Annotated in this window: 25 protein-coding genes; 6 read left to right on the plus strand and 19 right to left on the minus strand. The window is 72.3% G+C overall.

From position 1 onward, the window contains the following. Positions 1-70 precede the first annotated feature (70 nt). On the plus strand, positions 71-937 hold the full coding sequence (locus SNOUR_RS10275; protein WP_067345892.1) for an AraC family transcriptional regulator: 867 nt from the start codon (positions 71-73) through the stop codon (positions 935-937). 100 nt (positions 938-1037) lie between these two features. On the opposite strand, the gene SNOUR_RS10280 is transcribed toward SNOUR_RS10275, so the two are convergent. Then, entirely contained in the window at positions 1038-2378 is a 1341-nt protein-coding gene (locus tag SNOUR_RS10280) for an aminotransferase-like domain-containing protein (protein WP_067345894.1), read from the minus strand. Positions 2379-2510: 132 nt separating this feature from the next. Here SNOUR_RS10280 and SNOUR_RS10285 point away from each other — a divergent pair, with 132 nt between their 5' ends. Then, positions 2511-3329, plus strand: coding sequence for an alpha/beta fold hydrolase (locus SNOUR_RS10285; RefSeq protein ID WP_067345896.1), 819 nt, complete (start codon positions 2511-2513; stop codon positions 3327-3329). A gap of 98 nt (positions 3330-3427) precedes the next feature. Here the strand turns inward: SNOUR_RS10285 and SNOUR_RS10290 are convergent, their stop codons facing one another. After that, a complete protein-coding gene (locus tag SNOUR_RS10290; RefSeq protein ID WP_312632381.1) occupies positions 3428-3586 on the minus strand; it encodes a hypothetical protein in 159 nt (52 codons plus the stop codon). Between the two features lie 228 nt (positions 3587-3814). Between SNOUR_RS10290 and SNOUR_RS10295 the strand changes: the two genes are divergently transcribed. After that, on the plus strand, positions 3815-5422 hold the full coding sequence (locus SNOUR_RS10295; RefSeq protein WP_067345900.1) for a CocE/NonD family hydrolase: 1608 nt from the start codon (positions 3815-3817) through the stop codon (positions 5420-5422). A gap of 51 nt (positions 5423-5473) precedes the next feature. On the opposite strand, the gene SNOUR_RS10300 is transcribed toward SNOUR_RS10295, so the two are convergent. Next, complete coding sequence (locus tag SNOUR_RS10300) at positions 5474-6427, minus strand: IS481 family transposase (protein WP_067358055.1); 954 nt, start codon at positions 6425-6427, stop codon at positions 5474-5476. 350 nt (positions 6428-6777) lie between these two features. On the opposite strand from SNOUR_RS10300, the gene SNOUR_RS10305 reads away from it, so the two are divergent. Continuing rightward, positions 6778-7233, plus strand: a complete 456-nt coding sequence (locus SNOUR_RS10305; protein ID WP_067345902.1) for a pyridoxamine 5'-phosphate oxidase family protein — start codon at positions 6778-6780, stop codon at positions 7231-7233. Positions 7234-7304: 71 nt separating this feature from the next. Here the strand turns inward: SNOUR_RS10305 and SNOUR_RS10310 are convergent, their stop codons facing one another. The 13 genes from SNOUR_RS10310 to SNOUR_RS10370 all read right to left on the minus strand — a co-directional run bounded on the left by SNOUR_RS10310 (position 7305) and on the right by SNOUR_RS10370 (position 19314). After that, on the minus strand, positions 7305-8168 hold the full coding sequence (locus SNOUR_RS10310; RefSeq protein WP_067345903.1) for an amino acid ABC transporter permease: 864 nt from the start codon (positions 8166-8168) through the stop codon (positions 7305-7307). Further along, positions 8165-8809, minus strand: a complete 645-nt coding sequence (locus SNOUR_RS10315) for an amino acid ABC transporter permease (RefSeq protein WP_067345905.1) — start codon at positions 8807-8809, stop codon at positions 8165-8167. The genes SNOUR_RS10310 and SNOUR_RS10315 overlap by 4 nt, the downstream gene beginning before the upstream one ends. Positions 8810-8828: 19 nt before the next feature. Beyond that, positions 8829-9767, minus strand: coding sequence for a glutamate ABC transporter substrate-binding protein (locus SNOUR_RS10320; protein WP_067345907.1), 939 nt, complete (start codon positions 9765-9767; stop codon positions 8829-8831). Positions 9768-10017: 250 nt separating this feature from the next. Continuing rightward, complete coding sequence (locus SNOUR_RS10325) at positions 10018-10458, minus strand: DUF6278 family protein (RefSeq protein WP_067345909.1); 441 nt, start codon at positions 10456-10458, stop codon at positions 10018-10020. Positions 10459-10581: 123 nt separating this feature from the next. Continuing rightward, on the minus strand, positions 10582-11361 hold the full coding sequence (locus SNOUR_RS10330; RefSeq protein ID WP_067345911.1) for an exodeoxyribonuclease III: 780 nt from the start codon (positions 11359-11361) through the stop codon (positions 10582-10584). A gap of 30 nt (positions 11362-11391) precedes the next feature. Further along, entirely contained in the window at positions 11392-12030 is a 639-nt protein-coding gene (locus SNOUR_RS10335) for an MBL fold metallo-hydrolase (protein WP_067345913.1), read from the minus strand. Between the two features lie 22 nt (positions 12031-12052). Then, positions 12053-13324 (minus strand): bifunctional 3-oxoadipate enol-lactonase/4-carboxymuconolactone decarboxylase PcaDC, encoded by a 1272-nt coding sequence (pcaDC, locus tag SNOUR_RS10340; RefSeq protein ID WP_067345914.1) that lies wholly within the window; start codon positions 13322-13324, stop codon positions 12053-12055. Between the two features lie 64 nt (positions 13325-13388). Beyond that, positions 13389-13955 (minus strand): hypothetical protein, encoded by a 567-nt coding sequence (locus tag SNOUR_RS10345; protein WP_067345916.1) that lies wholly within the window; start codon positions 13953-13955, stop codon positions 13389-13391. Next, positions 13952-15073 carry an ROK family glucokinase gene (locus tag SNOUR_RS10350; RefSeq protein ID WP_039631591.1) on the minus strand — a complete coding sequence of 374 codons (1122 nt, stop codon included), beginning with the start codon at positions 15071-15073 and terminating at the stop codon, positions 13952-13954. Before SNOUR_RS10350 ends, SNOUR_RS10345 begins: the two co-directional genes overlap by 4 nt. Positions 15074-15291: 218 nt before the next feature. Next, complete coding sequence (locus SNOUR_RS10355; protein ID WP_067345920.1) at positions 15292-16101, minus strand: ATP-binding cassette domain-containing protein; 810 nt, start codon at positions 16099-16101, stop codon at positions 15292-15294. Further along, positions 16098-17165: an ABC transporter permease gene (locus tag SNOUR_RS10360; RefSeq protein WP_039631594.1), complete on the minus strand. Its 1068-nt coding sequence runs from the start codon at positions 17163-17165 to the stop codon at positions 16098-16100. The genes SNOUR_RS10355 and SNOUR_RS10360 overlap by 4 nt, the downstream gene beginning before the upstream one ends. Beyond that, positions 17162-18175, minus strand: a complete 1014-nt coding sequence (locus tag SNOUR_RS10365) for a sugar ABC transporter substrate-binding protein (RefSeq protein ID WP_067345922.1) — start codon at positions 18173-18175, stop codon at positions 17162-17164. The genes SNOUR_RS10360 and SNOUR_RS10365 overlap by 4 nt, the downstream gene beginning before the upstream one ends. Before the next feature lie 365 nt (positions 18176-18540). After that, positions 18541-19314 (minus strand): GntR family transcriptional regulator, encoded by a 774-nt coding sequence (locus SNOUR_RS10370; RefSeq protein ID WP_067345923.1) that lies wholly within the window; start codon positions 19312-19314, stop codon positions 18541-18543. 183 nt (positions 19315-19497) lie between these two features. Between SNOUR_RS10370 and SNOUR_RS10375 the strand changes: the two genes are divergently transcribed. Beyond that, positions 19498-19878 carry a VOC family protein gene (locus tag SNOUR_RS10375; protein WP_067345925.1) on the plus strand — a complete coding sequence of 127 codons (381 nt, stop codon included), beginning with the start codon at positions 19498-19500 and terminating at the stop codon, positions 19876-19878. Between the two features lie 43 nt (positions 19879-19921). Here SNOUR_RS10375 and SNOUR_RS10380 read toward each other — a convergent pair whose 3' ends face one another. The 3 genes from SNOUR_RS10380 to SNOUR_RS10390 all read right to left on the minus strand — a co-directional run bounded on the left by SNOUR_RS10380 (position 19922) and on the right by SNOUR_RS10390 (position 22321). Continuing rightward, the gene (locus SNOUR_RS10380) at positions 19922-20764 is read right to left on the minus strand and encodes a transporter substrate-binding domain-containing protein (RefSeq protein WP_067345927.1); all 843 of its coding nucleotides are present in this window, start codon (positions 20762-20764) and stop codon (positions 19922-19924) included. A 113-nt stretch (positions 20765-20877) separates the two neighbouring features. Beyond that, positions 20878-21543, minus strand: coding sequence for a bifunctional 4-hydroxy-2-oxoglutarate aldolase/2-dehydro-3-deoxy-phosphogluconate aldolase (locus SNOUR_RS10385; protein WP_067345929.1), 666 nt, complete (start codon positions 21541-21543; stop codon positions 20878-20880). A 340-nt stretch (positions 21544-21883) separates the two neighbouring features. Next, the gene (locus SNOUR_RS10390; protein ID WP_067358057.1) at positions 21884-22321 is read right to left on the minus strand and encodes a guanyl-specific ribonuclease; all 438 of its coding nucleotides are present in this window, start codon (positions 22319-22321) and stop codon (positions 21884-21886) included. A gap of 203 nt (positions 22322-22524) precedes the next feature. Here SNOUR_RS10390 and SNOUR_RS10395 point away from each other — a divergent pair, with 203 nt between their 5' ends. Next, the gene (locus SNOUR_RS10395) at positions 22525-23154 is read left to right on the plus strand and encodes a helix-turn-helix domain-containing protein (protein ID WP_067345931.1); all 630 of its coding nucleotides are present in this window, start codon (positions 22525-22527) and stop codon (positions 23152-23154) included. Positions 23155-23172 lie beyond the last annotated feature (18 nt).

The raw sequence follows: 23172 nt of genomic DNA on the forward strand, positions 1-23172 counted from the left end.
GGCACCGAATGTCGGGTGCGGCAAGGTGGACCTTCCCTAGCGTGAGGAACCGAAAGGGAAGGAGACCGAGGTGCTGGAGCGGCTGAACGAAGCCATGGAGCACATCGAGGCCCATCTCGACCGACCGGTCGGGTCGGGCGAGCTGGCGCGGATCGCCATGACGTCGGAGTACCACTTCCGGCGGATGTTCTCCGCACTGGCCGGAATGCCGCTGTCGGAGTACCTGAGGCGTCGGCGGCTGACCGTCGCGGGCGCGGAGGTACTGGCCGGCGAGCGGACGCTGCTGGACATCGCGGTGCGGTACGGCTACGGCTCGGGCGAGGCGTTCGCCCGCGCGTTCCGCAGCATGCACGGCGTGGGCCCGGGCGAGGCCCGGCGGACCGGTGCGGCACTGCGCTCCCAGCCTCGGATGGCCTTCCGCCTCATCGTCGAAGGGAGCAGCACCATGCAGTACCGGATCGTGGCGAAGGACGAGTTCCGGGTCGTCGGCAAGAAGGCCCGGGTGCCCCTGGTGTACCAGGGGGTCAACCCCGCCATCGCCGCGTTCGTCAAGGGCCTGGGGCCGGAGACGCGTCGGCGGATCGAGGAGCTGTCCGACCAGGAGCCGAAGGGGATCGTGTCGGTCTGTGACGACCTCGACCCCGGCCGCGCCGAGGGCAGCGAACTCGACTACTACCACGCCGTGGTGTCGAACGCCCCGGTCCCCGGCGACCTGGACGCGCTCACCGTCCCGGCCGGCACCTGGGCGGTCTTCACCAACACCGGCCCCTTCCCCCAGGCGCTCCAGACCCTGTGGGGGGACATCTACGCCCAGTGGTTCCCGTCGAACCCGTACCGCAGCCGGCCCGGCCCGGAGATCCTGCGCGTGCAGGGGGCGCCGGACGGGACGGGGGCGACCGCGGAGCTCTGGATACCGGTGGAGCGGACGTCGGTGTGACGGACCGGGCCCCGACGCGCTCCCTCGGGCACACGCCAAGGACGCTGAGCCATCTGCGCCAACTCGCCTACGCATAAACACTGTTGAAGTTCGTCGGCGGCTACTCCGCGCCGGCGTCCTCCGGGGCCCGGCGGGCCAACCCGGCCAGCACGTCCAGGGCGTCGGCCAGGACGTCGAGGGGCGGCGAGGACAGTGCCAGCCGCACCGCGTTGGGGACGTGCCCGGCGCCGGCGGCGAAGGCGCCGGACGGGGTGACCGCGATGCCGTGGCGGGCCGCGGCGGCCACGAAGGTGTCCGCCCGCCAGGGCTCGGGCAGTTCCCACCAGCAGTGGTAGGAGTGCGGGTCGGTGCGCAGCCGCTGGCCGGCGAGGCGCTCCGCGGCGAGCCGCTGGCGGGCCGCCGCGTCGGCGCGCTTCTCGGCCTCGACGGCGGCGGCGGTGCCGTCGCCCAGCCAGCGCACCGCCGCCTCCAGGGCGAAACCGGACGGCGTCCAGGCGCCGGAGCGGAGCGCCGCGGCGAAGTCGGGGGCGTCCGCGCGGTCCGGGGGCACCAGGAACCCGAGCGTCAGCCCGGGGGCGAGCCGCTTGGAGAGGCTGTCGACGAGCACCGTGCGCTCCGACGCGAGGGCGGCGAGCGGCGGCAGGTCGGGGCGGAGGAAGCCGTAGACCGCGTCCTCGACCGCGTAGAGGTCCAACTCAACCATGGTGGCGGCGAGTTCCGCGCGGCGGGTGTCGGGCATGGTGGTGCCGAGCGGGTTGTGCAGCGCCGGTTGCAGATAGACCGCGCGCAGCGGCGCGGCGGCGCGCAGCGCGGCGGGGGTGACCCCGTGCTCGTCCATCGCCAGCGGGACGAGGGTGATGCCGAGGCGGGCCGCGATGCCCTTGACGACGGGGAAGGTGAGCGCTTCGACGCCGAGGCGCTCCCCGGGCGGGACCAGGGCGGCGAAGGCGGCGGCGAGGGCCTCCCGGCCGCTGCCGGCGAAGAGCAGCCGGTGGGCGTCGGGGGCCCAGCCGGCCCGGGCGAGGTGTGCGGCGACGGCCTGCCGGGCGGCCGGGGTGCCGGCGGCGGTGCCCGGGCGGAGCGCCGCGGCCCGCGCGTCGCCCTGCTGGAGCAGCTGACCGAGGCTGCGCGCGAGCAGCGCGTCGTGCCCGGGCAGGACGGGGAAGTTGAGCTCCAGGTCGATCCGGTGGCCGCCGGGCTCGGCCAGCGCGGGCTCGGTCGCCGGGGGCGCCGTGCGGACGAAGGTGCCGCGGCCGACCTCGCCCACCGTCAGGCCGCGGCGGCCCAGTTCGCGGTAGACCCGGGCCGCGGTCGAGTCGGCGATCCGTCGCCGCCGGGCGAACCGGCGCAGCGGCGGCAGCCGGTCCCCCGGGCGGAGCCGGCCCTGGGTGATGGCCGCGGCCAGCTCGTCGGCGATGGCACGGTAGTCCTCCCCCGTCATTGTTGCTCCCCTCCCCGACATTGCACCGAGCGCATTGTTTCTATTGTGCCGAGACAATGCCCCTCATAGCATCGAGCCGTCAACTCCCCGACGCAGCAAGGCCGCAGGTGGTGCGGCAAGGAGAGGTGTGTCATGACATCGGTGCAATGTGGAGAGATCACGGTCGCCTACGAGGACGAGGGCAGCGGTGCACCGCTGGTCCTCATCCACGGGCACCCCTTCGACCGCTCGATGTGGCGCCCGCAGACGGCGCACTTCAGCCGCGCCGGGATGCGGGTGATCGCACCGGACCTCCGCGGCTACGGCGGGAGTTCGGTGGTGCCCGGCAAGACCCTCCTGGAGACCTTCGCCCGGGACGTCGCCGCCCTGCTCGACCACCTCGGGATCGAGCGCTGCGTACTGGGCGGACTGTCCATGGGCGGGCAGATCGTCATGGAGTGCTACCGACAGTTCCCGGAGCGGATCCGGGGTCTGCTGCTCGCCGACACCTTCGCGGCGGCGGACACCGCGGAGGGCCGGGCTGTGCGGCTGCGGACCGCGGAACGACTGCTCGCGGAGGGCATGGACGGGTACGCGCACGAGGTGTTGCCCAAGATGATCGCGCCGGCCAACGTCACGGCGCTGCCGACGGTCGCCGAGCACGTCCTGGGGATGATGCGGAACACCTCCCCCGAGGGCGCCGCGGCCGCCCTGCGCGGTCGGGCGGAGCGGCGGGACTACACCGGGCTGCTGCCGCGGATCACCGTGCCCACCCTGGTCGTGGTGGGCACGGAGGACGAGTTCACCCCGGTCGCCGACGCCCGGGCGATCCACGAGGCGACGCCCGGTTCGCGCCTGACGGTCATTCAGGGAGCGGGCCACATGCCGAATCTGGAGCGCCCGGAGGAGTTCAACGCGGCACTGACCGAATTCCTGGCGACGATGCCCGCCCAGGTCGCGCCGGAGGACTGAGCACGCGGGTGCGCGGCGGATCCCGGCGGCCGTCGGCGAGGACGGCCGGCTCGGGGCGGCGTCACCCCGGCCGCCGGTCGACACCGCCCGCGGCCCCGCTACGCGTCAACCTGCCCGGATGCCGGCAACGCCGTGTGCGGAAACGGCAGTTGCCCGTCGGGGAGGGTGAACTCGGCGGCGAGGGCCAGGAAATGGTGCCGGATCCGCTCGACCGTCCCGGGGCCCCGGGAGGTCGCGACCCGTCCGATGGTCGCCACGCCGCCCCCTTGCGTCTCGTTCCGTGACGCCCCTTCCGTGAACGTCGCGGGCGGCACCGAACTCTCCCTCGCCACATCGGCGTTACCCAGCCGTAACCCACCGATGGGTTACCAGGGGTAAGCAACGGACCTTACTCTCCAGTCACATCGGGCCACCGGGCGCCCCTCCTGTCCCACGATCCTCGGGACAGCGTCCCGAGCGGCTCGCGTCGAGATCTGGAGCAGAAGATGACGTCCTCCCGCACCACGCTGCGCGCCGCCATCGGTACCGTCTCCGCGGCGGTACTCGCCAGCACGGTCCTCACCGGCGCCCCGGCGAGCGCCGCCCCGGCGCCCGCCCACACCGCGGCCACCGCCCGGCCGGCGGCCACCGGCTCCCCCACCCTGCGGTTCGTCGACATCACCGGGGACGGCGGGATCACGCTCAAGGCGAACGTCTACACCCCCGCCGGGGCCGACGGCAGCCGTCGGTACCCGCTCGTCGTGCTGCCCACCAGCTGGGCGATGCCACAGGTCGAATACCTGGCGCAGGCCCGCCGGCTCGCCGAGGCCGGATACGTCGTGGTCGGCTACAACTCGCGCGGCTTCTGGCAGTCGGGCGGGCAGATAGAGACCGCCGGGCCGCAGGACGTCGCCGACGCCTCCAAGGTCGTCGACTGGGCGCTGGCGCACACGCCGGCCGACCCGCACAAGGTCGGGATGGCCGGGGTCTCCTACGGCGCCGGGATCAGCCTGCTGGCCGCCGCGTCCGACAAGCGGATCAAGGCGGTCGCGGCGCTCAGCGGCTGGGCCGACCTGATCGGCTCGATCTACAGCGGGCGCACCCCGCACCTCCAGGCGGCGGCCATGCTGGGCGGCGCGGGCGCGCTGACCGGCCGGCCCAGCCCCGAACTCCAGCAGGTCCTCAAGGACTTCCTGAGCGCCGACATGTCCAAGGAAAAGGACATGATCGCGTGGGGTGAGAAGCGCTCGCCCGCCACCTACCTCGACCGGATCAACGCCAACGGCGCGGCGATCCTGCTCGGCAACGCCTGGGGCGACTCGCTCTTCCCGCCCGACCAGTACGCGGCGTTCTTCGAGAAGCTCAAGGGCCCCAAGCGGCTGGAGTTCCGCCCCGGCGACCACGCCACCGCCGAGGGGCTGGGGCTGTTCGGACTGCCCAACGACACCTGGAACGACTCCAAGCGCTGGCTCGACCACTACCTCAAGGGCGTCGACAACGGCATCGACCGGGAGCCGCCGGTCCTCCTCAAGTCCCGTTCCACCGGCGCCTACGAGGGCTACAAGAGCTGGCGGGACGTGCCCTCCGCGCACCGCCGGATCGCCCTCGACGGCACCCGGCGCGTCCGCTCCGGCATCGACTCCGGCGCCGACGGCGGACTGATCTTCCTCTCCAGCATGCTCGACCAGTTCTTCCGGCTGCCGCCGATGGCGTCGATCCCGCTGCTGCCGCGCTCGGCCGCCGCCGTCTGGCAGTCCGCGCCGTACTCGACCGGGCAGCGGGTGCGCGGCACCACCCGGCTGCACACCACCGTGACCAGCACCGCGAGCAGCGGCACCGCCATCGCCTACCTCTACGACGTCGGCCCGCTGGGCCTGGGCAAGCTCGTCACCCACGCGCCGTTCACCTTCCACGACAGGACCCCGGACCGGCCGTTCGGCGTGGACCTGGACCTCTTCGCCACCGCCTACGACGTACCGGCCGGGCACCGGCTCGCGGTGGTCGTCGACACCGTCGACCCGCTCTACATCGCCCAGAACCCCGCCGGCGCCCGGCTGACGTTCTCCTCCCCGACGAACGACCCGTCGTATGTCTCGGTGCCGGTCCGCGACTGAGACCACAGGGGCCCGCGGACGGACCTCCGGCCCTGACCCATCGGACAGGCCCTAGGTGTATTGCCCTGTGAGGTTGGGGACGCGGCTGGCGGGTGGTTGGCCTGCGAGTGCGGTGTGTCCGCGGTGGTGATTGTAGGTGTGTAGCCATTGTGGGAAGGCTTCGCGTCGTTCGGTTTCCGAGCGGTAGGGGCGGGCGTAGGCCCATTCGTCGAGCAGGGTGCGGTTGAGGCGTTCGACTTTGCCGTTGGTCTGGGGTCGGTAGGGCCGGGTGCGCTTGTGGGTGATCCCGGCCGCTGCCAGCGCGTCCCGCCAGTCGTGTGAGCGGTAGCAGGAGCCGTTGTCGGTCAGGACCCGCTCGACGGTGATCCCTGCCTGGGTGAAGAACGCCTGGGCGCGTTGCCAGAAGGCGGTGGCGGTCTCTTTGCGCTCGTCGGTGTGGATCTCGCTGTAGGCGAGGCGGGAGTGGTCGTCGACGGCGGTGTGGATGTAGCTGTAGCCGGCGTTCGAGCGGGTCTTGCGGCCTGCTTGCCGGCCGAGCGCCTTGTGGCCGCCGCCGTCGGGAATGTTGCCGAGCTTCTTGATGTCCACGTGCACCAACTCTCCTGGTCGTTCACGCTCGTAGCGGCGTATCGCACGGCCGGTGGCACGGTCGAGGTGGGACAGGCGGGCCAGACCGAAGCGGGTCAGGACGCGGTGCACGGTGGACGGCACCAGGTGGAGCAGGCCCGCGATGCGGGCGGGGCCCCACCGGCGCAGGAGGCGGACCTTGATGATCCGCCGTTCGGTGCGGGTCGGGGTTCGTCCCGGGCTGCGGTGCGGGCGGCTGGAGTGGTCGGCCATGCCCGCCTCGCCGAGCTGACGGTAGCGGTCTGCCCATCGCTGGGCCGTGGTCGGGGAGACCTGGAAACGTTCGGCTGCCCTGCGCAGGGGCCAGCCGTCCTCGACCACACAGCGGGCCAGGCGCAGGCGTCCGGTCTCGGTCAGGGGTGCATTACGGTGGGGCATGAGGGCCTTTCTGTCGGTGTAGACGTCGCAATCCACACCGAACCGGAAGGCCCTCACCCGTTCAAGATCCCCCAGCCGAGACCTGGCTCACCCGTCCACAACCTCCCCGGACAGAACACCTAGGGCGCTTCTGATGGATCTCCGTGGAAGAAGGAGCGGCGCCTGGTGCGTGCGATCGCAAGGCGCCGGGATGTCTTCATAGCGGAGCTATGGGGGCATTTCGGCAACGCCGCGAGCGTGCGTGGCAGGCGCCGCGACGCCGCGGAGATCCATCAGAAGCGCCCTAGGTCCGTCGCCCTACGGCCGGCGGCCGAAGCGGTGGGCGGGGAGGGCTCGTTACGCTCGCCGCCATGAGGACTCTTCCCCCGCCCCGTGACGCCGGGCAACGCAAACGGGACGCGCTGCGGCTGCTGGAGACGGAGGAGGACGCCTGGGTGGCGTCCTCCTCCGCCGACGGCGCGGCCACCCTGGTGCCGCTGTCGTTCGTCTGGCACGGCGAGCGCCTGGTGATGTCCACCAAGGGCACGAACCCCACCGCCCGCAACCTCGCCGCCCGCCCGGAGAGCCGGGTGGCGCTGGGCACCACCCGGGACGTGGTGCTGGCCGACTGCACCGTGGAGGTCCTGGCCAACGACGCGCTGCCGCAGGACGCCGCGGACGCCCTCGGGGCCAAGCTCGGCTGGAACCCGCGCGGCCACGCGCCATGGGTCTTCCTCCGCTTCACGCCGCACCGGCTGCTGGTCTGGCGCGAGGAGAACGAGCTGCCCGGGCGGGAACTGATGCGGAACGGCGTCTGGCGGGTCTGACGTCGCACGGTCCGCGCTCGACCACCGGTCGCCCGCCCGCCCCGGTGAACGGACCGCCGGGCGGGGCCCGTTCACCCCCGCGCCCGGTGGTCCTCCTGCTGGAGCGTCGCCGGCTCCGGGGCCGCCACCCCGCCCGCCTCGACCTTGGGGTTGCGCCGCTGCCGCCGGGCGACCCAGGTGGCCGACCAGGACAGCAGCATGCACATCCCGATGTACACCGGCGAGATGATCACGACGACCGGGATGAACGGCAGGTCGTAGTCGAGGTTGGACGCGATGAGCTTGCCGGCGTGCAGGAACTCCTCGTAGGTGATGAGGAAGCCGAGCGAGGTGTCCTTCAGCGCCACCACCAACTGGGAGATGATCGCCGGCAGCATCGCCCGGACCGCCTGCGGCACCAGCACGTACCGCATCACCTGGGTCTTGCGCATCCCCAGCGCGTACGCGGCCTCGCCCTGGCCGCGCTCCACGGCGTTCACCCCGGACCGGAACACCTCCGCCAGCACCGAGCCGTTGTACAGCGTCAGCCCGCTGACCAGGGCCGTCAACGGCTCCGCGCGCAGCGCGACATAGATGAAGAAGATCAGCACCAGCACCGGCATGGCCCGGAAGAACTCCACCAGCAGGGTGCCGGCCCAGCGGATCGGCCGGTGCTCGGAGAGCCGCCCGGCCGCCAGCACCCCGCCCAGCGCCAGCGCCAGCACCGCCGCCAGCCCGAACGCCCGCAGGGTGTTGCCCAGCCCGGTGAGCAGCAGTTCCTGGATGCCCTGATAGGCGAAGGGGGTCCACTTCGCCGCGGTGAACTGGTGGGTGTGGAAGAGGAGGAAGAGGATCCAGCCGACCAGGGCAAGCAGCACCAGCGTCCCGACGAGCCCGACGCACCGGTGCCGGCGCCGGGTCCGCGGACCCGGCAGGTCGTACAGGACGGTGCTCATCGGACCACTCCGTACCGCTTCTCCAGCGCGTTGAAGAGCGCACTGATGGTCAGGGTCACGAGGAGGTAGCCGACCGCGATCCAGACGAAGGACCAGATGATGCTGTAACCCGTCTCGTTGAGCGGCCGGTAGACGCCGAGGAGTTCGACGACGCTGAACGAGCCGGCGATCGCGGAGTTCTTGGCCAACGCGATCAGGGTCGATCCGACGGGCGGGATGACCGCGCGGAACGCCTGCGGCAGCACCACCAGGCCGAGCGTCTGCCGGAAGGTCATGCCCAGGCTGCGGGCCGCCTCGCTCTGCCCGGCCGGCACGGTGTTGATGCCGGCGCGCACCGCCTCGCAGACGAACGCGGAGGTGTAGCAGCCCAGTGCCAGGACGGCGAAGAGGGTGAAGGGCAGCACCAGACCGAACCGCGGCAGCCCCAGCAGCACCGCGAAGAACAGCAGGGTCAGCGGGGTGTTGCGCAGCACCGTCACCCAGGCCGTGCCGAAGACCCGCAGCGAGCGGACCGGCGCGACCCGGAAGGCCGCCATCAGGAAGCCGAGGACGAGGGCCAACAGGGAGGCGTAGACGGTCAGTTCGACGGTGCCCAGCAGACCGTGCCCGTAGAGGGAGAGGTTGTCGAGGAGGACGTTCATCGGTCGGTTCCTTGGCTCCTCAGGTCGCCGGGTAGCGGTCGATCGGGGGCGGTGCGGGCGGCGGCATCCCGGACACGCCGAGCGTCGCCTCGTACGCCTTCCGCCAGGTGCCGTTCCGCTCGGCCGCGGCGAGCGCGTCGTCCAGCGCGAACCGCAACGCGGCGTCGTCGCGCCGCACGCCGATGCCGTACGGCTCCTTGGAGAACGGCGCGCCGACGACCTTCAGTTGGTCGGGCACCTTGGCGGCGTAGCCGAGCAGGATCGCGTCGTCGGTGGTGACCGCGTCGACCTGGTAGGTCAGCAGGTTGTCCACGCACACCGAGTAGCTGTCGTAGGCGACCAGGACGGCCTTGGGGTACCGGGTCCGGATGCGCTGGTACGCGGTGGAGCCGGCGACCGAGCAGACGCGCTTGCCGGCCAGGTCCCGCGGGCCGCGGATGTCGCGCTCGTCGCTGCGCACCAGCAGCGACTGGCCCGCCAGGTAGTACGGGCCGGCGAAGCCGATCTGCTGCTTCCGTTTGGCGTTGATGGTGTACGTGCCGACGTAGAGGTCGATCTGGCCGTTCTTCAGCGCGGTCTCGCGGTTGGCGGAGGCGACGGTGCGGAACGTGACGGCGCGTTCGGGGAAGCCGAGCGCGGCGGACAGCATCTTGGCGATCTCGATGTCGAAGCCGCGGTAGGTGCCGGTGGCCGGGTCCCGTTCGCCGAGGTAGGGCTGGTCCTCCTTGACGCCGATGACGAGTCGGCCGCGGCGCTTGGCGGCCGTCCAGGTCGGCGAGTCGGGCAGCGAGAAGTGCCGGGCCACCGGGTAGCTGGGCAGGTCGGCGGCCGTGGGGCCCTTGACGGGCGGGCTGCCGGGACGGCCGCAGCCGGCCGCGGCCGGCGCGAGGAGGGCGAGCAGGAGCGCGGCGAGCAGGGCCGGGCGGGCGCGGCGGCGCGGGGCGGGAGGGTGCGGCATCGCGGGGCGCCGTTCAGTGCTCGACGGTCCGGCCGCCCGAACGGCCCGGGGGCGCGCCCGGCCGCCGGCCGCCCGAGGGCTGCGCGAAACGTGTATCGGCCGGGATCCCGCGCGGCTCGGTCAGTGCGTCACGGGCCATGGGCCGCCCCGCCCCCTCTCGTCCGTGCAGCGGAGAGATCGCAACGTACCCATGCACACGAGGCACTTCGCCGGTGACACGCGCGGGGGCGGGCCGATCGGCCCCGGCGGGTCAGCCCTCCGCGACCTCGGCGTAGAGGTGCGAGAGCTCGGGGGCGCCGTCGTCGGCCCAGGCATGGCCGGCCGCCACCACGTCGATCTCCCGGCCGGAGGCCAGCCGCACCACCGGCTGCCCGTCCGGCCAGACGTGCCAGACCGCGTCGCGGACCGTGCGCACCAGGACCGTGCCGAGGTACAACCCGGCGTCGTTGCCGAGCCAGGTCAGCACCTCGGGGTCGTCGCGCCACACCGGCTGGAGCTGGTCGAGTTCCTCCAACGACCGTACGGAGTCGTCGAGTTCGACCCCGGCGGTGGCCGCCTGGTCGCGCAGCAACTCGCATTCGGAGAGCAGCTCGACGACGCTCTCGGGATCCGCGCGAACCGACTCGGCCAGCGGCACCGATCCGGCCGTGTCCGTGCGCCTACGCCACTTGTCCAGGAAAGACAGGTTCATGGTGCGAGGGTCCCACCCACCCCCGCACCGCGGCCACAGGGCGCGCGGCGCGGCGACGGGGCCGCCTCCGCACCGCCGTGCGCCACCCCGGCGCATCGGGGAGGCGACCGGCGCACGACCGGCTCACACGTCGAGGTCGACCACCACGGGCGCGTGGTCCGAGGCGCCCTTGCCCTTGCGCTCCTCGCGGTCGACGTAGGCGTCCGAGACGGCCTTGGCGAACGGCGCGTTGCCGTAGACCAGGTCGATGCGCATACCGCGGTTCTTGGGGAAGGCGAGCTGGCGGTAGTCCCAGTAGGTGTAGGGACGGTCGTACTTCAGCGGGCGCGGCACGACGTCCGACAGGCCGGCCTCGCGCAGGGCGGCCAGGGCGGCGCGCTCGGCCGGCGTGACGTGGGTGAGGCCCTCGAAGACGGCCGGGTCCCAGACGTCCTCGTCGGTGGGGGCGACGTTGTAGTCGCCGAGGACCGCGAACGGGCGGCTGCCCGCGGCGTCCTCGGCCACGGCCGCCTTCAGGGCCTCGAACCAGCCGAGCTTGTAGGTGTAGTGCGCATGATCGACCTCGCGGCCGTTGGGGACGTAGACCGACCAGACGCGGGCCGGGCCGCAGGTCGCGGAGACCGCACGGGGCTCCTGCACACCGTCGTACTCCGGGCCGCCGGGCAGGCCCTTGACCACGTCCGCCAGCCCCACCCGGGAGAGCAGCGCGACGCCGTTCCACCGGCCGTTGGCGTTGACCGCGGCCTCGTAGCCCAGCTCGCGGAGCTGGTCGTAGGGGAACTGCTCGTCGGAGCACTTGGTCTCCTGGACGCACAGCACGTCCGTGCCGGACTTCTCCAGCCAGGCCAGCAGCCTCGGCAGGCGGGCGGTGATCGAGTTGACGTTCCAGGTCGCGATGCGCATATCCGTAAACCTACAGCGCGGCACCGACAATCAGCCCACCTCGGTATGCGCCCCCGGGGTGAGGCGGCCGTGGTCGGTCCCGCCGAGCTTGTCGATCATGCCGTCGTAGACCGGGCGGGCGTGGTCCTGGAGCAGGCTGTCGTGGATGTCGATGGCCCGGCGCGGGGCGACCGCGCGGACGTAGTCGATGATCTCGGCGACCTTGTTCCAGGGGGCGTGGACCGGCAGCAGCAGGGTGTCGACGGCGCGGCCCTCGGGGACGGTCAGCGCGTCGCCGGGGTGGAAGACGGTGCCGTCCAGGAGGAAGCCGACGTTGGTGATGCGCGGGATGTCGGGGTGGATCACCGCGTGCAGCTGCCCGTACACCTCGACCTCGAAGCCGGCGGCGGTGAAGGCGTCGCCCTCGCCGACGGTGTGCACCCGGCCGGGGAAGGCCGCGGAGATCTGGTCGGCGACGCTGGCGAGGGTCCAGATCTCGGCGGCGGGTGCGGCCTCCATGGCCCGTCGCAGCCGGCCCTCGTCGAAGTGGTCCAGGTGCTCGTGCGTCACCAGGATCGCGTCCGCGCCGACGGCCGCGTCCTCCTCGCTGAACGCCCCGGGATCGATGACCAGCGTCCGCCCGTCCTTCTCGATCCGGACGCAGGCATGGGTCTTCTTGGTGAGTTCCATGAGGCCATCTTGCCCCCGGGCCTCAGCCCTCCGGGGTCGTCTCCTCCTGGATGACCTTCTGGGCCACCGCGAAGGCGGAGTTGGCGGCCGGGACACCGCAGTAGACCGCGGTGTGCAGCAGGATCTCCTTGATCTCCGCGGGCGTCAGGCCGTTGCGGAGGGCGGCGCGGGTGTGCAGCGCGAGTTCCTCGCGGTGGCCGCGGGCGACCAGCGCGGTGAGCGTGATGACGCTCCGGGTGCGGCGGTCCAGGCCCGGTCGGGTCCAGGTCTCGCCCCAGGCGTAGCGGGTGATGAAGTCGTGGAAGTCGGCGCTGAAGTCGTCGGTGGTGGCCTCCACCCGGTCCACGTGGGCGTCGCCGAGCACCTCGCGGCGGACCTTGATGCCCTGCTCGTACATGCCGCCGCGGACCTGGGCGGGCTGCGCGAGGCCGGATTCGATGGCGGGCGGCGCGTGGGTGGGCATCGGGGGCGCGAGCTGCGGCTTGGGGGCGGCCGCACTGATGGCGGCGGGGCCGGGCTTGTCCTGCCAGGCGGTGCTGAAGTGGCGGATGAGCAGTTCGCTGACGGCGGCGGGCTGCTCGACGGGGGCCAGGTGCGAGGTGCCGGGGATCAGCGCCAGGCTGGCGTCCGGTATGCCGGCGACCAGGGTGCGGGCCTCGGTGGTGGGCGTGACCTGGTCCTCGGCACCGACGACGACGAGCGTGGGCACGCCCACCCGGCCCAGGGAGGACCGCACGTCGTAGGCGGCCAGCGCCTCGCAGGCGGCGATGTAGCACCCGGGGTCGGTGGTCCGCACCATCTGGACGGCCCACTCGACGATGGCGGCCTGGCCGCCGGCGAAAGCCGGGGTGAACCAGTGCTCGGGCGCGGTGCGGGCGATCGGTTCGAGTCCGTTGGTGCGGATCACCACACCGCGCTGGCGCCAGGCGTCGGCGGTGCCGTAGCGCGGCGAGGACGAGACCAGCGCGAGGGAGGTGACGCGCTGCGGGCGGGTGAGGGCCAGCTGGATCCCCACGGCGCCGCCGAGGTCACAGCCGGCGTAGCCGAACCGCTCCACGCCCAGGGCGTCGAGGGTGGCGACCAGCCGGTCGGCGACTTCGGCGATGGAGGTCGCTGCGTGCGCGGGCGATCCGCCGTGGCCGGGCAGGTCGAAGCGGACGACGCGCCATTGACGTGTCAGCTCGGGTATCTGCCGGTCCCACATGTGCCAGGTCGTCCCGAGGGCGGCCCCCAGGACGAGGACGGGGGCGCCATCGGGACCGTCGATCCGGTGCTGCAGGGTCTTCTCGCTCACCCGACCACGCTAACCGACGCCGTGACGCGGTCCTGACACCCGGGTCAGGAAGCGACGGGCACAATCAGAACCGCACGGTCGAAACCACGTAAACCACCGGGTGCCCGGGTTCGTCGTTGCTGACCACGATCCGCTGGGAGGGCTGCGGTGCCGGCCGGTCGACCGCGGTGCCCCGCCAGGGCCAGTCGGCGCTGAAGTCCCAGCCGACCTTCGCCGCCTGCTCCGGCGGGATGGTGACCGCGCCCTGCTTCAGGGCGGCGGTGCTGGTGCCGACGGCCGCGAGGTACTGCGTCAGACCCCAGTCGTTGGTGCGGAACTGCACGAACAGCGAGCTGGTCTTCCACGAGTTGGTCTCGTAGTAGTAGACGGGCGTGGAGCCGATCGGCACCGGGACGTTGTAGATCCGCTGCTGGAGTTTGGAGGGGAAGGCGTTGGTCAGGCCGGTGGCGGCGGCCTCGGCCTCCTTGTCCTCGCCGCTGTCGCGGCTCTGCTCGGCCGAGATGACGATGTAGCCGGCCGGAATGGTGATCAGCAGGAAGATGACCAGGGCCATGAGGAACGGCCGGCGGGTCCGGGGGCGCGGCGTGCCGCCCGGGTGGTGGTCGTCGTGCAGGGTGTCCGGTTCGGTCATCGGCGGCCGGACCGTTCGTAGCGCTCGTAGCGCTCCACGCGGCGGCGGTTGGCGCGCCGGAAGCGGCGGGCCACCAGGCGGGCGAGGTCGGCGGCGCCGACCATCCCGGCCTCGGGGCCCAGCTGGGCCTTGGTGATGGTGGCCTCGGGGCGGTAGCCGCGGCCGGTGAGGTGGCGCCGGAAGGCGTCCCGGGCCGGGCCGATCAGCAGGTCGTCGGCGGCGCTGACGCCACCGCCGATGACGAAGCAGGACGGGTCGAGGGCGGCGGCGAGGTTGGCGATGCCGACGCCGAGCCACTGGCCGATGTCCTGGAGGAGCTCGACGCACATCGCGTCGCCCTCCCGGGCCAGCTCGGTGATCAGCGGGCCGGTGATGTCGCCGATCCGGCCGCCGACCCGCTCGATGATGTTGTACGCCACCGGGGAGTCGGCGGCGGCCAGCTCCCGGGCCTCGCGGACCAGGGCGTTGCCGGAGCTGTACTGCTCCCAGCAGCCGCGGTTGCCGCACGGGCAGCGATGGCCGCCGGGGACCACCTGCATATGGCCGAATTCGCCGGCCACCCCGTACTTGCCGCGCTTTATCGCGCCGTCCTCCAGGATCGCGCCGCCGATGCCGGTGCCCAGCGTGATCATCACGAGGTGGTCCTGGTCGCGGCCGGCGCCGAACCGCCACTCCGCCCAGGCGGCGGTGTTGGCGTCGTTGTCGACCATGACCGGGACCGCGAGCCGACCGGCGAGGCGGTCCCGCAGCGGCTCGTTGCGCCAGTTCAGATGGGGGGCGAAGAGCACCCGGGAACGGTCGGCGTCGACCCAGCCGGCCGCGCCGATGCCCACCGCGTGCACGTCGTGCCGGTCGGAGAGGTCCAGCACCAGCTCGGTGATGGTGTCCTCGACGACCTTGGGGCTCTTGGACTTGTCCGGCGTCTCGGTGCGGACCTTCTCCAGGATGGTGCCGTCGGCGTCGACGACACCCGCCATGACCTTGGTGCCGCCGATGTCGATGCCGACGGTGGGCACGCGGGGGGCGGTCAGGTGGGAGCGGCGCTCTCTGGCGCCGACGGTGCGGAGGACGGTGGCGCGGGCGGTGCCGCGGTGCGCCCGGTCCCGGTACATGCTCATCGGGTCACCCCTCGGACCTCGTCGCCGGTTCGGCTGCCGTTACCGTCTCGGCGGCTGCGTGCGCGCAAGAGTCGTCTCGTCCCTGCGGGTCTCGGGGAGGCCGGGGCCTCGCTGGATGGTCCGGTGCGATTGTGCATCACCCGCGCCGTCCGGCGCACCGCGGTGCGGGACGAAGCGCCCCGGCGGCGGCCTGCGGCCGTCCCGGGGCGCGTCGACGTTCACTCGGGTCGGTGACCTCCGGGGAACTCCGCCGGGCCGCCGCGGGCCAGCTCGTGGCTGAGCTGTTCCAGCTCGCTGCCGCCCGCCATTTGGCGGGTCAGCTCCTCCAGCGCGATCTCCGACTTGAGGTGGCTGCCGGCCATCGTGCCGCGCTTGAGCAGGACGAAGCGGTCGCCGACCAGGTAGGCGTGGTGCGGGTTGTGGGTGATCAACACCACGCCGAGCCCGGCGTCCCGGGCGGCCGCGACGTACTTGAGCACCACCCCGGACTGCTTGACGCCGAGCGCCGCGGTCGGCTCGTCCAGGACGAGGACCTTGGCGCCGAAGTAGACGGCGCGGGCGATCGCGACGCACTGCCGCTCGCCGCCGGAGAGGGTGCCGATCGGCTGGTCGACGTCGCGCAGGTCGATGCCCATCCGCAGCAGCTCGGCGCGGGTGGTCTCGCGCATGGTGCGCACGTCGAGCCGTCGGAACGGGCCGACGCCGGTGGTCGGCTCGGAGCCGAGGAAGAAGTTCCGCCACACCGGCATCAGCGGCACCACGGCCAGGTCCTGGTAGACGGTGGCGATGCCGCGGTCCAGGGCCTCGCGCGGGGAGCCGAGCCGGGCCTGTTCGCCCTCGATGGTGAAGGTGCCGGCGTCGTGCCGGTGCAGCCCCGCGATGATCTTGATGAGGGTGGACTTGCCGGCGCCGTTGTCGCCGAGGACGCAGGTGATCTCGCCCGCGTGCACCTCCAGCGACACGTCCGTCAGCGCCTTGACGTTGCCGTAGAACTTGCTGACGTCGTCGAGTGCGACCAGCGCGGTCATGATTTGTCCTCCGCCCGCTTGCGGACCCAGGCGTTCAGCAGCGTGGCGAGCAGCAGCATCGCGCCGAGGAAGAACTTGTACCAGTCCGGGTTCCACTGCGCGTAGACGATGCCCTTGCTGGCCATGCCGAAGATGAACGCGCCGACCGCGGCGCCGATCGCCGAGCCGAAGCCGCCGGTCATCAGGCAGCCGCCGACCGCCGCCGCGATGATGTACAGGAACTCGTTGCCGACGCCGTCGCCGGACTGGATCGCGTCGTACGAGAACAGCAGGTGCTGGCCGGAGATCCAGGCGGCGAACGCGACGCCCATGTAGAGGCCGATCCTGGTGCGGGTGACCGGGACGCCGACCGCCCGGGCCGCGTCCGCGTTGCCGCCCACCGCGAAGATCCAGTTGCCGGCCCGGGTCCGCAGCAGGATCCAGGTGGCGAGCGCGACCAGCACCAGCCACCACACGATGGTGATCTGGATGTCCACACCGCCGACGGTCAGGTGCGAGGCGAAGACCGCGCGGGCCGAGTCGAAGCCCTCCATGTCGGCGATGGACTTGGTCGAGACGGTGCCGCTGATCAGCTTGGTGAAGCCCAGGTTGAGGCCGGTCAGCATGAAGAAGGTGCCCAGCGTGATCACGAAGCTGGGCAGCTTCGTCCGGGTCAGCAGCACCCCGTTGAGCACGCCGATGGCGAGGGTGACCAGCAGGGACACCCCGACGCCGACCCAGGTGTTGGCGGTCATCTGGTAGCTGAACATCGACGAGATCAGCGCCGAGCTGACGACCATCACGCCGGCCGACAGGTCGAATTCCCCGCCGATCATCAGCAGCGCCACCGGCACCGCCATGATGCCGATCGTCGAGGACGCGTACAGGACCGTGGAGAGGCTGGCGGGCCGCAGGAACGGTTCGGCGACCAGCGAGAAGAGGACGAAGACCGCGATCGCCCCGACCACCGAGCCCAGCTCGGGGCGGCTCATCAGCCGGCGCGCCAGGGAACGGTGCACCAGCCGCTCGTCGCCCGCGCCGCCGGACGGCGCGGGCTGCCGGGTCGGTGCGTCGGCCGTGCTCATCGGGTCCCCCGCTTCGTGTACTCCTGGAGGGCCGCGGCGTTCTGCTTGGTGATCACCTGCGGGCCGGTGAGCACCGGCTTGCCGCCGCCGAGCATGTCGGCGTTGTACTTGTACAGCCACAGCAGGTCGACCGCCTGGTAGCCCTGGAGGTAGGGCTGCTGGTCGACCGCGAAGCCCAGGGAGCCGTCCTCCAGACCGCTCGCGACCTGCGCGTTGAGGTCGAAGGTGTCGATCTCGGCCTTGCTGTCGGCCTGCTCCCTGGCCTTGACGGCGGTGGGGGCGAACGGCGCGCCGAGGGTGACCACGGCGTCGATGTCCGGGTCGGCCTGGAGCTTGGACTCGATGGACGCCTGCACGTCGGGCATGTTGGTGCCGTCCACGTACAGCTTCTGCATCTCGCCCTTGAAGGTCTTCGCGGCCCCGTCGCAGCGCTGCTCGTGGCCGACGTTGCCCTGCTCGTGCAGGACGCACAGGGCCTTCTTCTTGCCGCGCTTGGTCAGCTCCTCGCCGACCGCCTCGCCGGCCACCGTCTCGTCCTGGCCGATGTGGGTGAGCGCGCCGAACGCCTTGGACTCCTCGGCGCCGGAGTTCACCGTGATCACCGGGATGCCGGCCTTCTCCGCCTTGAGGACGACGTCCTTCATGGCGTCCGGCTTGGCCAGCGACACGATCAGCCCGTCGACCTTCTGGTCGATGTAGGACTGCACGAGCTGGCTCTGCCGCTGGGCCTCCTTGTCGTGCGCGTAGACGAAGTTGATGTTGTCCTTGACGGCGGCCTGCTGGGCACCGTTCTGCACGATGTCCCAGAAGGTGTCGCCGTCTCCCGAGTGGGTGACCATCGCGAAAGTCCACCGGGGGGTGTGCACGGCGGCCTTGCCGCCGGCGGTCCGCGCGGCGCGCTCCTCCTCCGCGCGCTTGCCTCCGGTGCTGCTGCACCCCGCCAGGGAGACGCCGAGCACCGCTGCCAGCACGGCGCCCACGACGCGTCCTCTTCTTCGAACCCTTGCCACGAGGACTTGCCTTTCCCGCTCTTGTCGCTGTCCCGGGTCTGTCTGCTGTCGCCGCACCGCCGGCCGGCGGCCGGGCCGGGCAACCTTCCAAGTATCCGTTACCGGCGTTCTGTACCGTTTCACGGGGTCCGGACCCCGGTCGCCGTGCGCGGAGTGGTAAGGGTTCGGACCGTTCCGGACCAACTGCTTCCGGGTCGGGCCGTGCTGACGCAGATCATGGTGGACCGCCTTCGCTCCCCCGCCGCCGGATTGCGGCTGGAGGAGTTCTAGCGGCGTGGGCGGAGTCACGTCAATGCTTTGTCAGAACATTCTGACGAGCGGAACGAAGGACTCCGGGCCCGCCGTCCACCGTACGGCCCGACGGCTCAGGGCCGGACCAGCAGCTGGAACTCGAAGGCGTAGCGGGACGCACGGTAGACGTGCGAGCCGAACTCCACCGCGCGACCGGTGTCGTCGAAGGTGGTGCGCTGCATCGTGAGCAGCGGCGCGCCCTCGGGCTCCTCCAGACGGGCGGCCTCCTCGGCCGACGCGGCGCGGGCGCCGACCGCCTGGCGGGCGCTGTGCAGGGTGATCCCGGCGGCCCGCATCAGCCGGTAGAGGCCGGTCTGCTCCAGCTCGGCGGTCTCCAGCTTCAGCAGCCCGGCGGGGAGGTGGTTGCGCAGGTGGGCGACCGGCTCGCCGTGGGTCAGCCGCAGCCGCTCGACCAGGGCGACCTCCGCGCCCTCGGCGATCCCCAGCGCGGCGGCGACCTCGGCGTCCGCCTCGGTGGTGGTGTTCAGCAGGACCCGGGTGGCCGGCTTCTGCCCGGCCGCCTCCAGGTCGTCGTAGAGGCTGCTGAGCTCCAGCGGGCGCTTGACCTGGCTGTGCACGACCTGGGTGCCGATGCCGCGCCGGCGGACCAGCAGGCCCTTGTCGACCAGCGACTGGATCGCCTGGCGCACCGTGGGCCGGGACAGGCCGAGCCGGCCGGCCAGCTCGATCTCGTTGCCGAGCAGGCTGCCGGGGGCCAGCCTGCCGTTCTCGATCGCGGCCTCCAGCTGCTGCGACAGCTGGAAATACAGCGGGACCGGGCTGTTCCGATCCACGCTGAACTGGACGGGGCCCTCGGCGCCCTCGGCATCTGCATCGCGTTTCCCCACGCTCGCGAGCGTATCCGCCCGCACAGATGACGGGAAGTCCGGAGGTCACATTGTCCGGACAAGGGGGGTCGGCAATGTCGTCGAAGCCGCCCGACGGGCCCGCCCGGACGCGTAGCATCCCGTCAGCCGGCTCGCCGCGCCCGGCCGTCGGTCCGTCGTCCCCGGCCCGCCAAGGAGCCCCCCGTGTCCGTCCGCCGCGTCGTCCCCGACCTGCGCATCGCCCACGACGGCGCCCCGGAGGCGCTGGCCGGCCACCGCGCGTTCTACGGCCTGCTCGGCTTCGAGGAGGTCATGAACCACGGCTGGGTGATGACGCTGGCCTCGCCCGCGAACCCCACCGCGCAGCTCACCTTCCTCACGCACGACGCCTCCGCGCCGGTCGCCCCGGACCTGAGCATCGAGGTCGAGGACGTGGACGCGGCGTACGCGGCCGTCCTGGCCTCCGGCGCGCGGATCGTGCACCCGCTGCGGGACGAGGAGTGGGGCGTCCGCCGCTTCTTCGTCGAGGATCCGGACGGGCGGGTGGTCAACGTGCTGGGGCACCGCCGCCCGGCGGACGGCTGACCGGAGCCGCCCGGTCCGCGGGCGGTGCCGCGGCGCCGTCGGCCTACTTCATCCAGGCGTCCTCGTACTTCCGGTAGGTGCCGTCGTGGGTGGCGAGGTGGACCCACTGGTCCACGTACGCCTTGAACTGGTCGTCGCCGCGGGGCAGTGCGTACGCCTTCTCGGCGAAGGTGAAGGGCCGGTCGGGGTGGACCGCGCACAGTTCGGGATGGATCTTGGCCTGGTAGCGGGTCTCGCTGGCGTCGGTCATCATCACGTCGGCACGGCCGGCGATGATCTCGTCGAAGATCGTGGTGTTGTCCGGGTGGACGGTGAGGGTGGCCCGCTTGATGTGGGCGCGGGCGAACTGCTCGTTGGTGCCGCCGGGGTTGACCACGACGCGGGTGCCGGGCCGGTCGATCTGGTCCAGGGTCCGGTACTTGTCCTGGTCCGCGCAGCGGACGACGGGGGTCTTGCCGTCGGTGCGGGTCGGCTCGCTGAAGGAGACGGAGCGGGCCCGGGCCAGGGTGATCGAGACGCCGCCCATGCCGATGTCGCAGCGCCCGGCCGTCAGGTCGCCGACCAGCCCGGCCCAGGTCGTCGGGACATAACGGGGCGTGGCGTCCAGGCTCTTGGCGAGGTCCTGGGCCATGTCGATGTCCACGCCGCGGTAGTTGCCGGTGGCGGGGTCGCGGTAGCTGAAGGGGCGGTAGTCGCCGGTGGTGCAGACCCGCAGCACCCCGCGGCGCGGGACGGCGTCCAGGAGCGTGGCCGGCCGCCGGTCCCGCTGGGCGGTGGCCGCTGCGGCGGCACCGGCGGCCGGGGCGGAGGCGTAGGAGGCCGCCGGGGCCGCGGCGGTGACGGCGAGCAGGCAGGCGAGGGCGGGGAGGGTCGCGGCGCGCTTCATCGTGGGCTGACTCCTGATCAGATGGCCGGAGCGCTCAGGGTGGCAGAGCCCGGCCCCCGGGTGAAGCCCCCGCCCGGCCCGTGGACGGCCGGGCGGCGCCGGCCGGACGCCGGTCAGTCCCCGTACGGATCCAGCGCCCCGGCCTCGCCGGGCTCGGGCACCGCGTCGGCGAGCCGGGCCAGGAGGTCCGCGGCGCGCTTGGCGACCGTCTCGCGGTCGCCCTCGGACAGGGCCGAGCCCATGCCCACCGCGACCGCGCCGGCCGCGATCCACTCCGGTGCGGTCTCGATCGTCACGCCGCCCACGGGCACCAACGGAGCCTGCGGCAGGGCGGCGCGGACGTCGCCGACCCAGGACGGGTGGTGGTCCGCGGCCGGGAACAGCTTGAGGGCGTCGGCGCCCAGCTCCAGGCCCCGCACGATCTCGGTGGGCGTGGAGACCCCGGCGAAGACCGGGACGCCGTAGCGGTGGCCGGTGCTGATGACCGCGGCATCCAGGCTCGGGGAGACCAGGAAGCGGGCGCCGGCGTCCACCGCCATCCGGGCCGACGCGGCGTCAAGGACGGTGCCGGCGCCGATGACCGCGTCGTCCCCCAGTTCGCGGGTGAGCGTGGTGACCGCCTCCAGCGCGAAGGGCGTGGTGAGGGATATCTCCAGGCTCGTGATGCCGGCCGACAGCAGGGTGTCCGCGGTGGCGCTCGCCTCGTCGTACGTCTTGCTGCGGACGATGGCGAAAACGCGCTGCGCCAGTGCGGCCCGGGTGATCTCCCAGCGATACACGGCAGTTCGCCGTCCTTCCTTCTTCTCCGACGCCCTCGCCGCTGTGACGCGGCTCACGACAGACCCAGCACTTCCGGGGCGTGCCGCGCCGGCTGATCGCTCGAAGCCCGTTTGCCGCCGATGCCCGCCCATTTCTCGTTTCTGCCGAAACGCTACCGGCAACCCCTGACAATCCTCTCTCGGGGTGCGCCCCTGTGCGCCCCTTCTGCCGAGAATGGGCGAAGGAGAGGGGGAAGTGGCCGGTGGGGCCGGGGAGTTTGGGGGAGCACGACGGCGGCCGGGGTGCGTGGGCACCCCGGCCGCCGGGTGGCCGCTCGCGCGGCCGTGCTGTCCGCCTGCGTCAGCAGCCGAAGTCGATGAGGTTGAAGGTCTTGTAGTGGTCGGAGGTGTAGTAGTCCTCCTTCTGGGACTCGTCACCGGTCACGATGCGCCGGGCGCCGCGGGTGGGCGCGCCCGGAGTGATGACGGTGTACTCGTGGTAGTAGCCGGCGCTCTGGGGCGGGAGGACGCCTTCGACGTTGGTGAAGACCGACCCGTCCTTGCCGGGGTACGGGAAGGGGCCGCCCTGGTCGATCAGGTTGAGGGTGTCGATCGCCTGGGACGGCAGCTGGGACTTGCAGATGTTGCCGACCGACTTGACGTGGACGGTCGCGGTGTGAACCGCGGCCGGGTGCGCCGTGGCGGCGGGTGTCGCGGCGACCGCCGTGCCGCCGAGGAGAAGAGTCGCAACGAGGGCGCCCGCAGCGCCGATCCTGGTCATCCGTGGGGGGATTCTCATGCCCATCAGCATGACGCGCGTAGACATGCCCCTGTCAATCCCAAAGAGCTGATGTTTCCCGGGAGTTCACGCGACCACCGCACGGTCCGCGAAGGACATCCGAAATGTTCCGCCGTCCCGCCCGCTCCGCTCGTTTCCCGACAACCTTTTGCCTCAGAGGCAAATCTTTTGCCTGTGAGGCGAGGGCTGGCTATACCGGAGACATGACCGAGTTCCCCGATCCGCCCTCCGGCGCCACCCCGGAGGAGCTGTCCACCGTCGCCCCGCGCCTGCGCGACCTGCGGCGGCGCAGCGGACTGACACTGGAGGCCGCGGCCCGGCGGGTGGGCCTGTCGCCCGCGCACCTGTCCCGGCTGGAGACCGGTCAGCGGCAGCCCTCGCTCCCGATGCTGCTGGCCCTGGCACGGACCTACGGAACCACGGTATCCGACCTGCTCGGGGAGACCGCCCCGGAGCGGGACCCCATCGTGCGGGCCGGCCGCGCCGAGCCCTCGGAGGCCGGCGGCTGGACGTACTGGACCGTGGGCGGCGCCGGACGCGCCATGCAGGCCCTGCGGGTGCACGTGCCGCAGCGGGCACAGGGCGACCTGGTGCGGGTGCACCCGGGCGAGGAGTGGCTCTACGTCCTCACCGGTCGGCTGCGGCTCACGCTCGGCGAGGCGGTGCACGTACTGGACCCGGGGGACGCCGCGCACTTCGACTCGCTCGTCCCGCACCGGCTGGCCGCCGCCTCGCGCGACGGGGCGGAGCTGCTGTTCGTGCACACGCTGCTGCAGAGCGGCGCCGCCGAGCTGTGCCTGGGCGACCACGCGCCGCACCGCCGCGGCGGCTGAGCCCCGCCGTCCGTCCAC

This window comes from Streptomyces noursei ATCC 11455 (assembly GCF_001704275.1).
GTDB lineage: Bacteria > Actinomycetota > Actinomycetes > Streptomycetales > Streptomycetaceae > Streptomyces > Streptomyces noursei.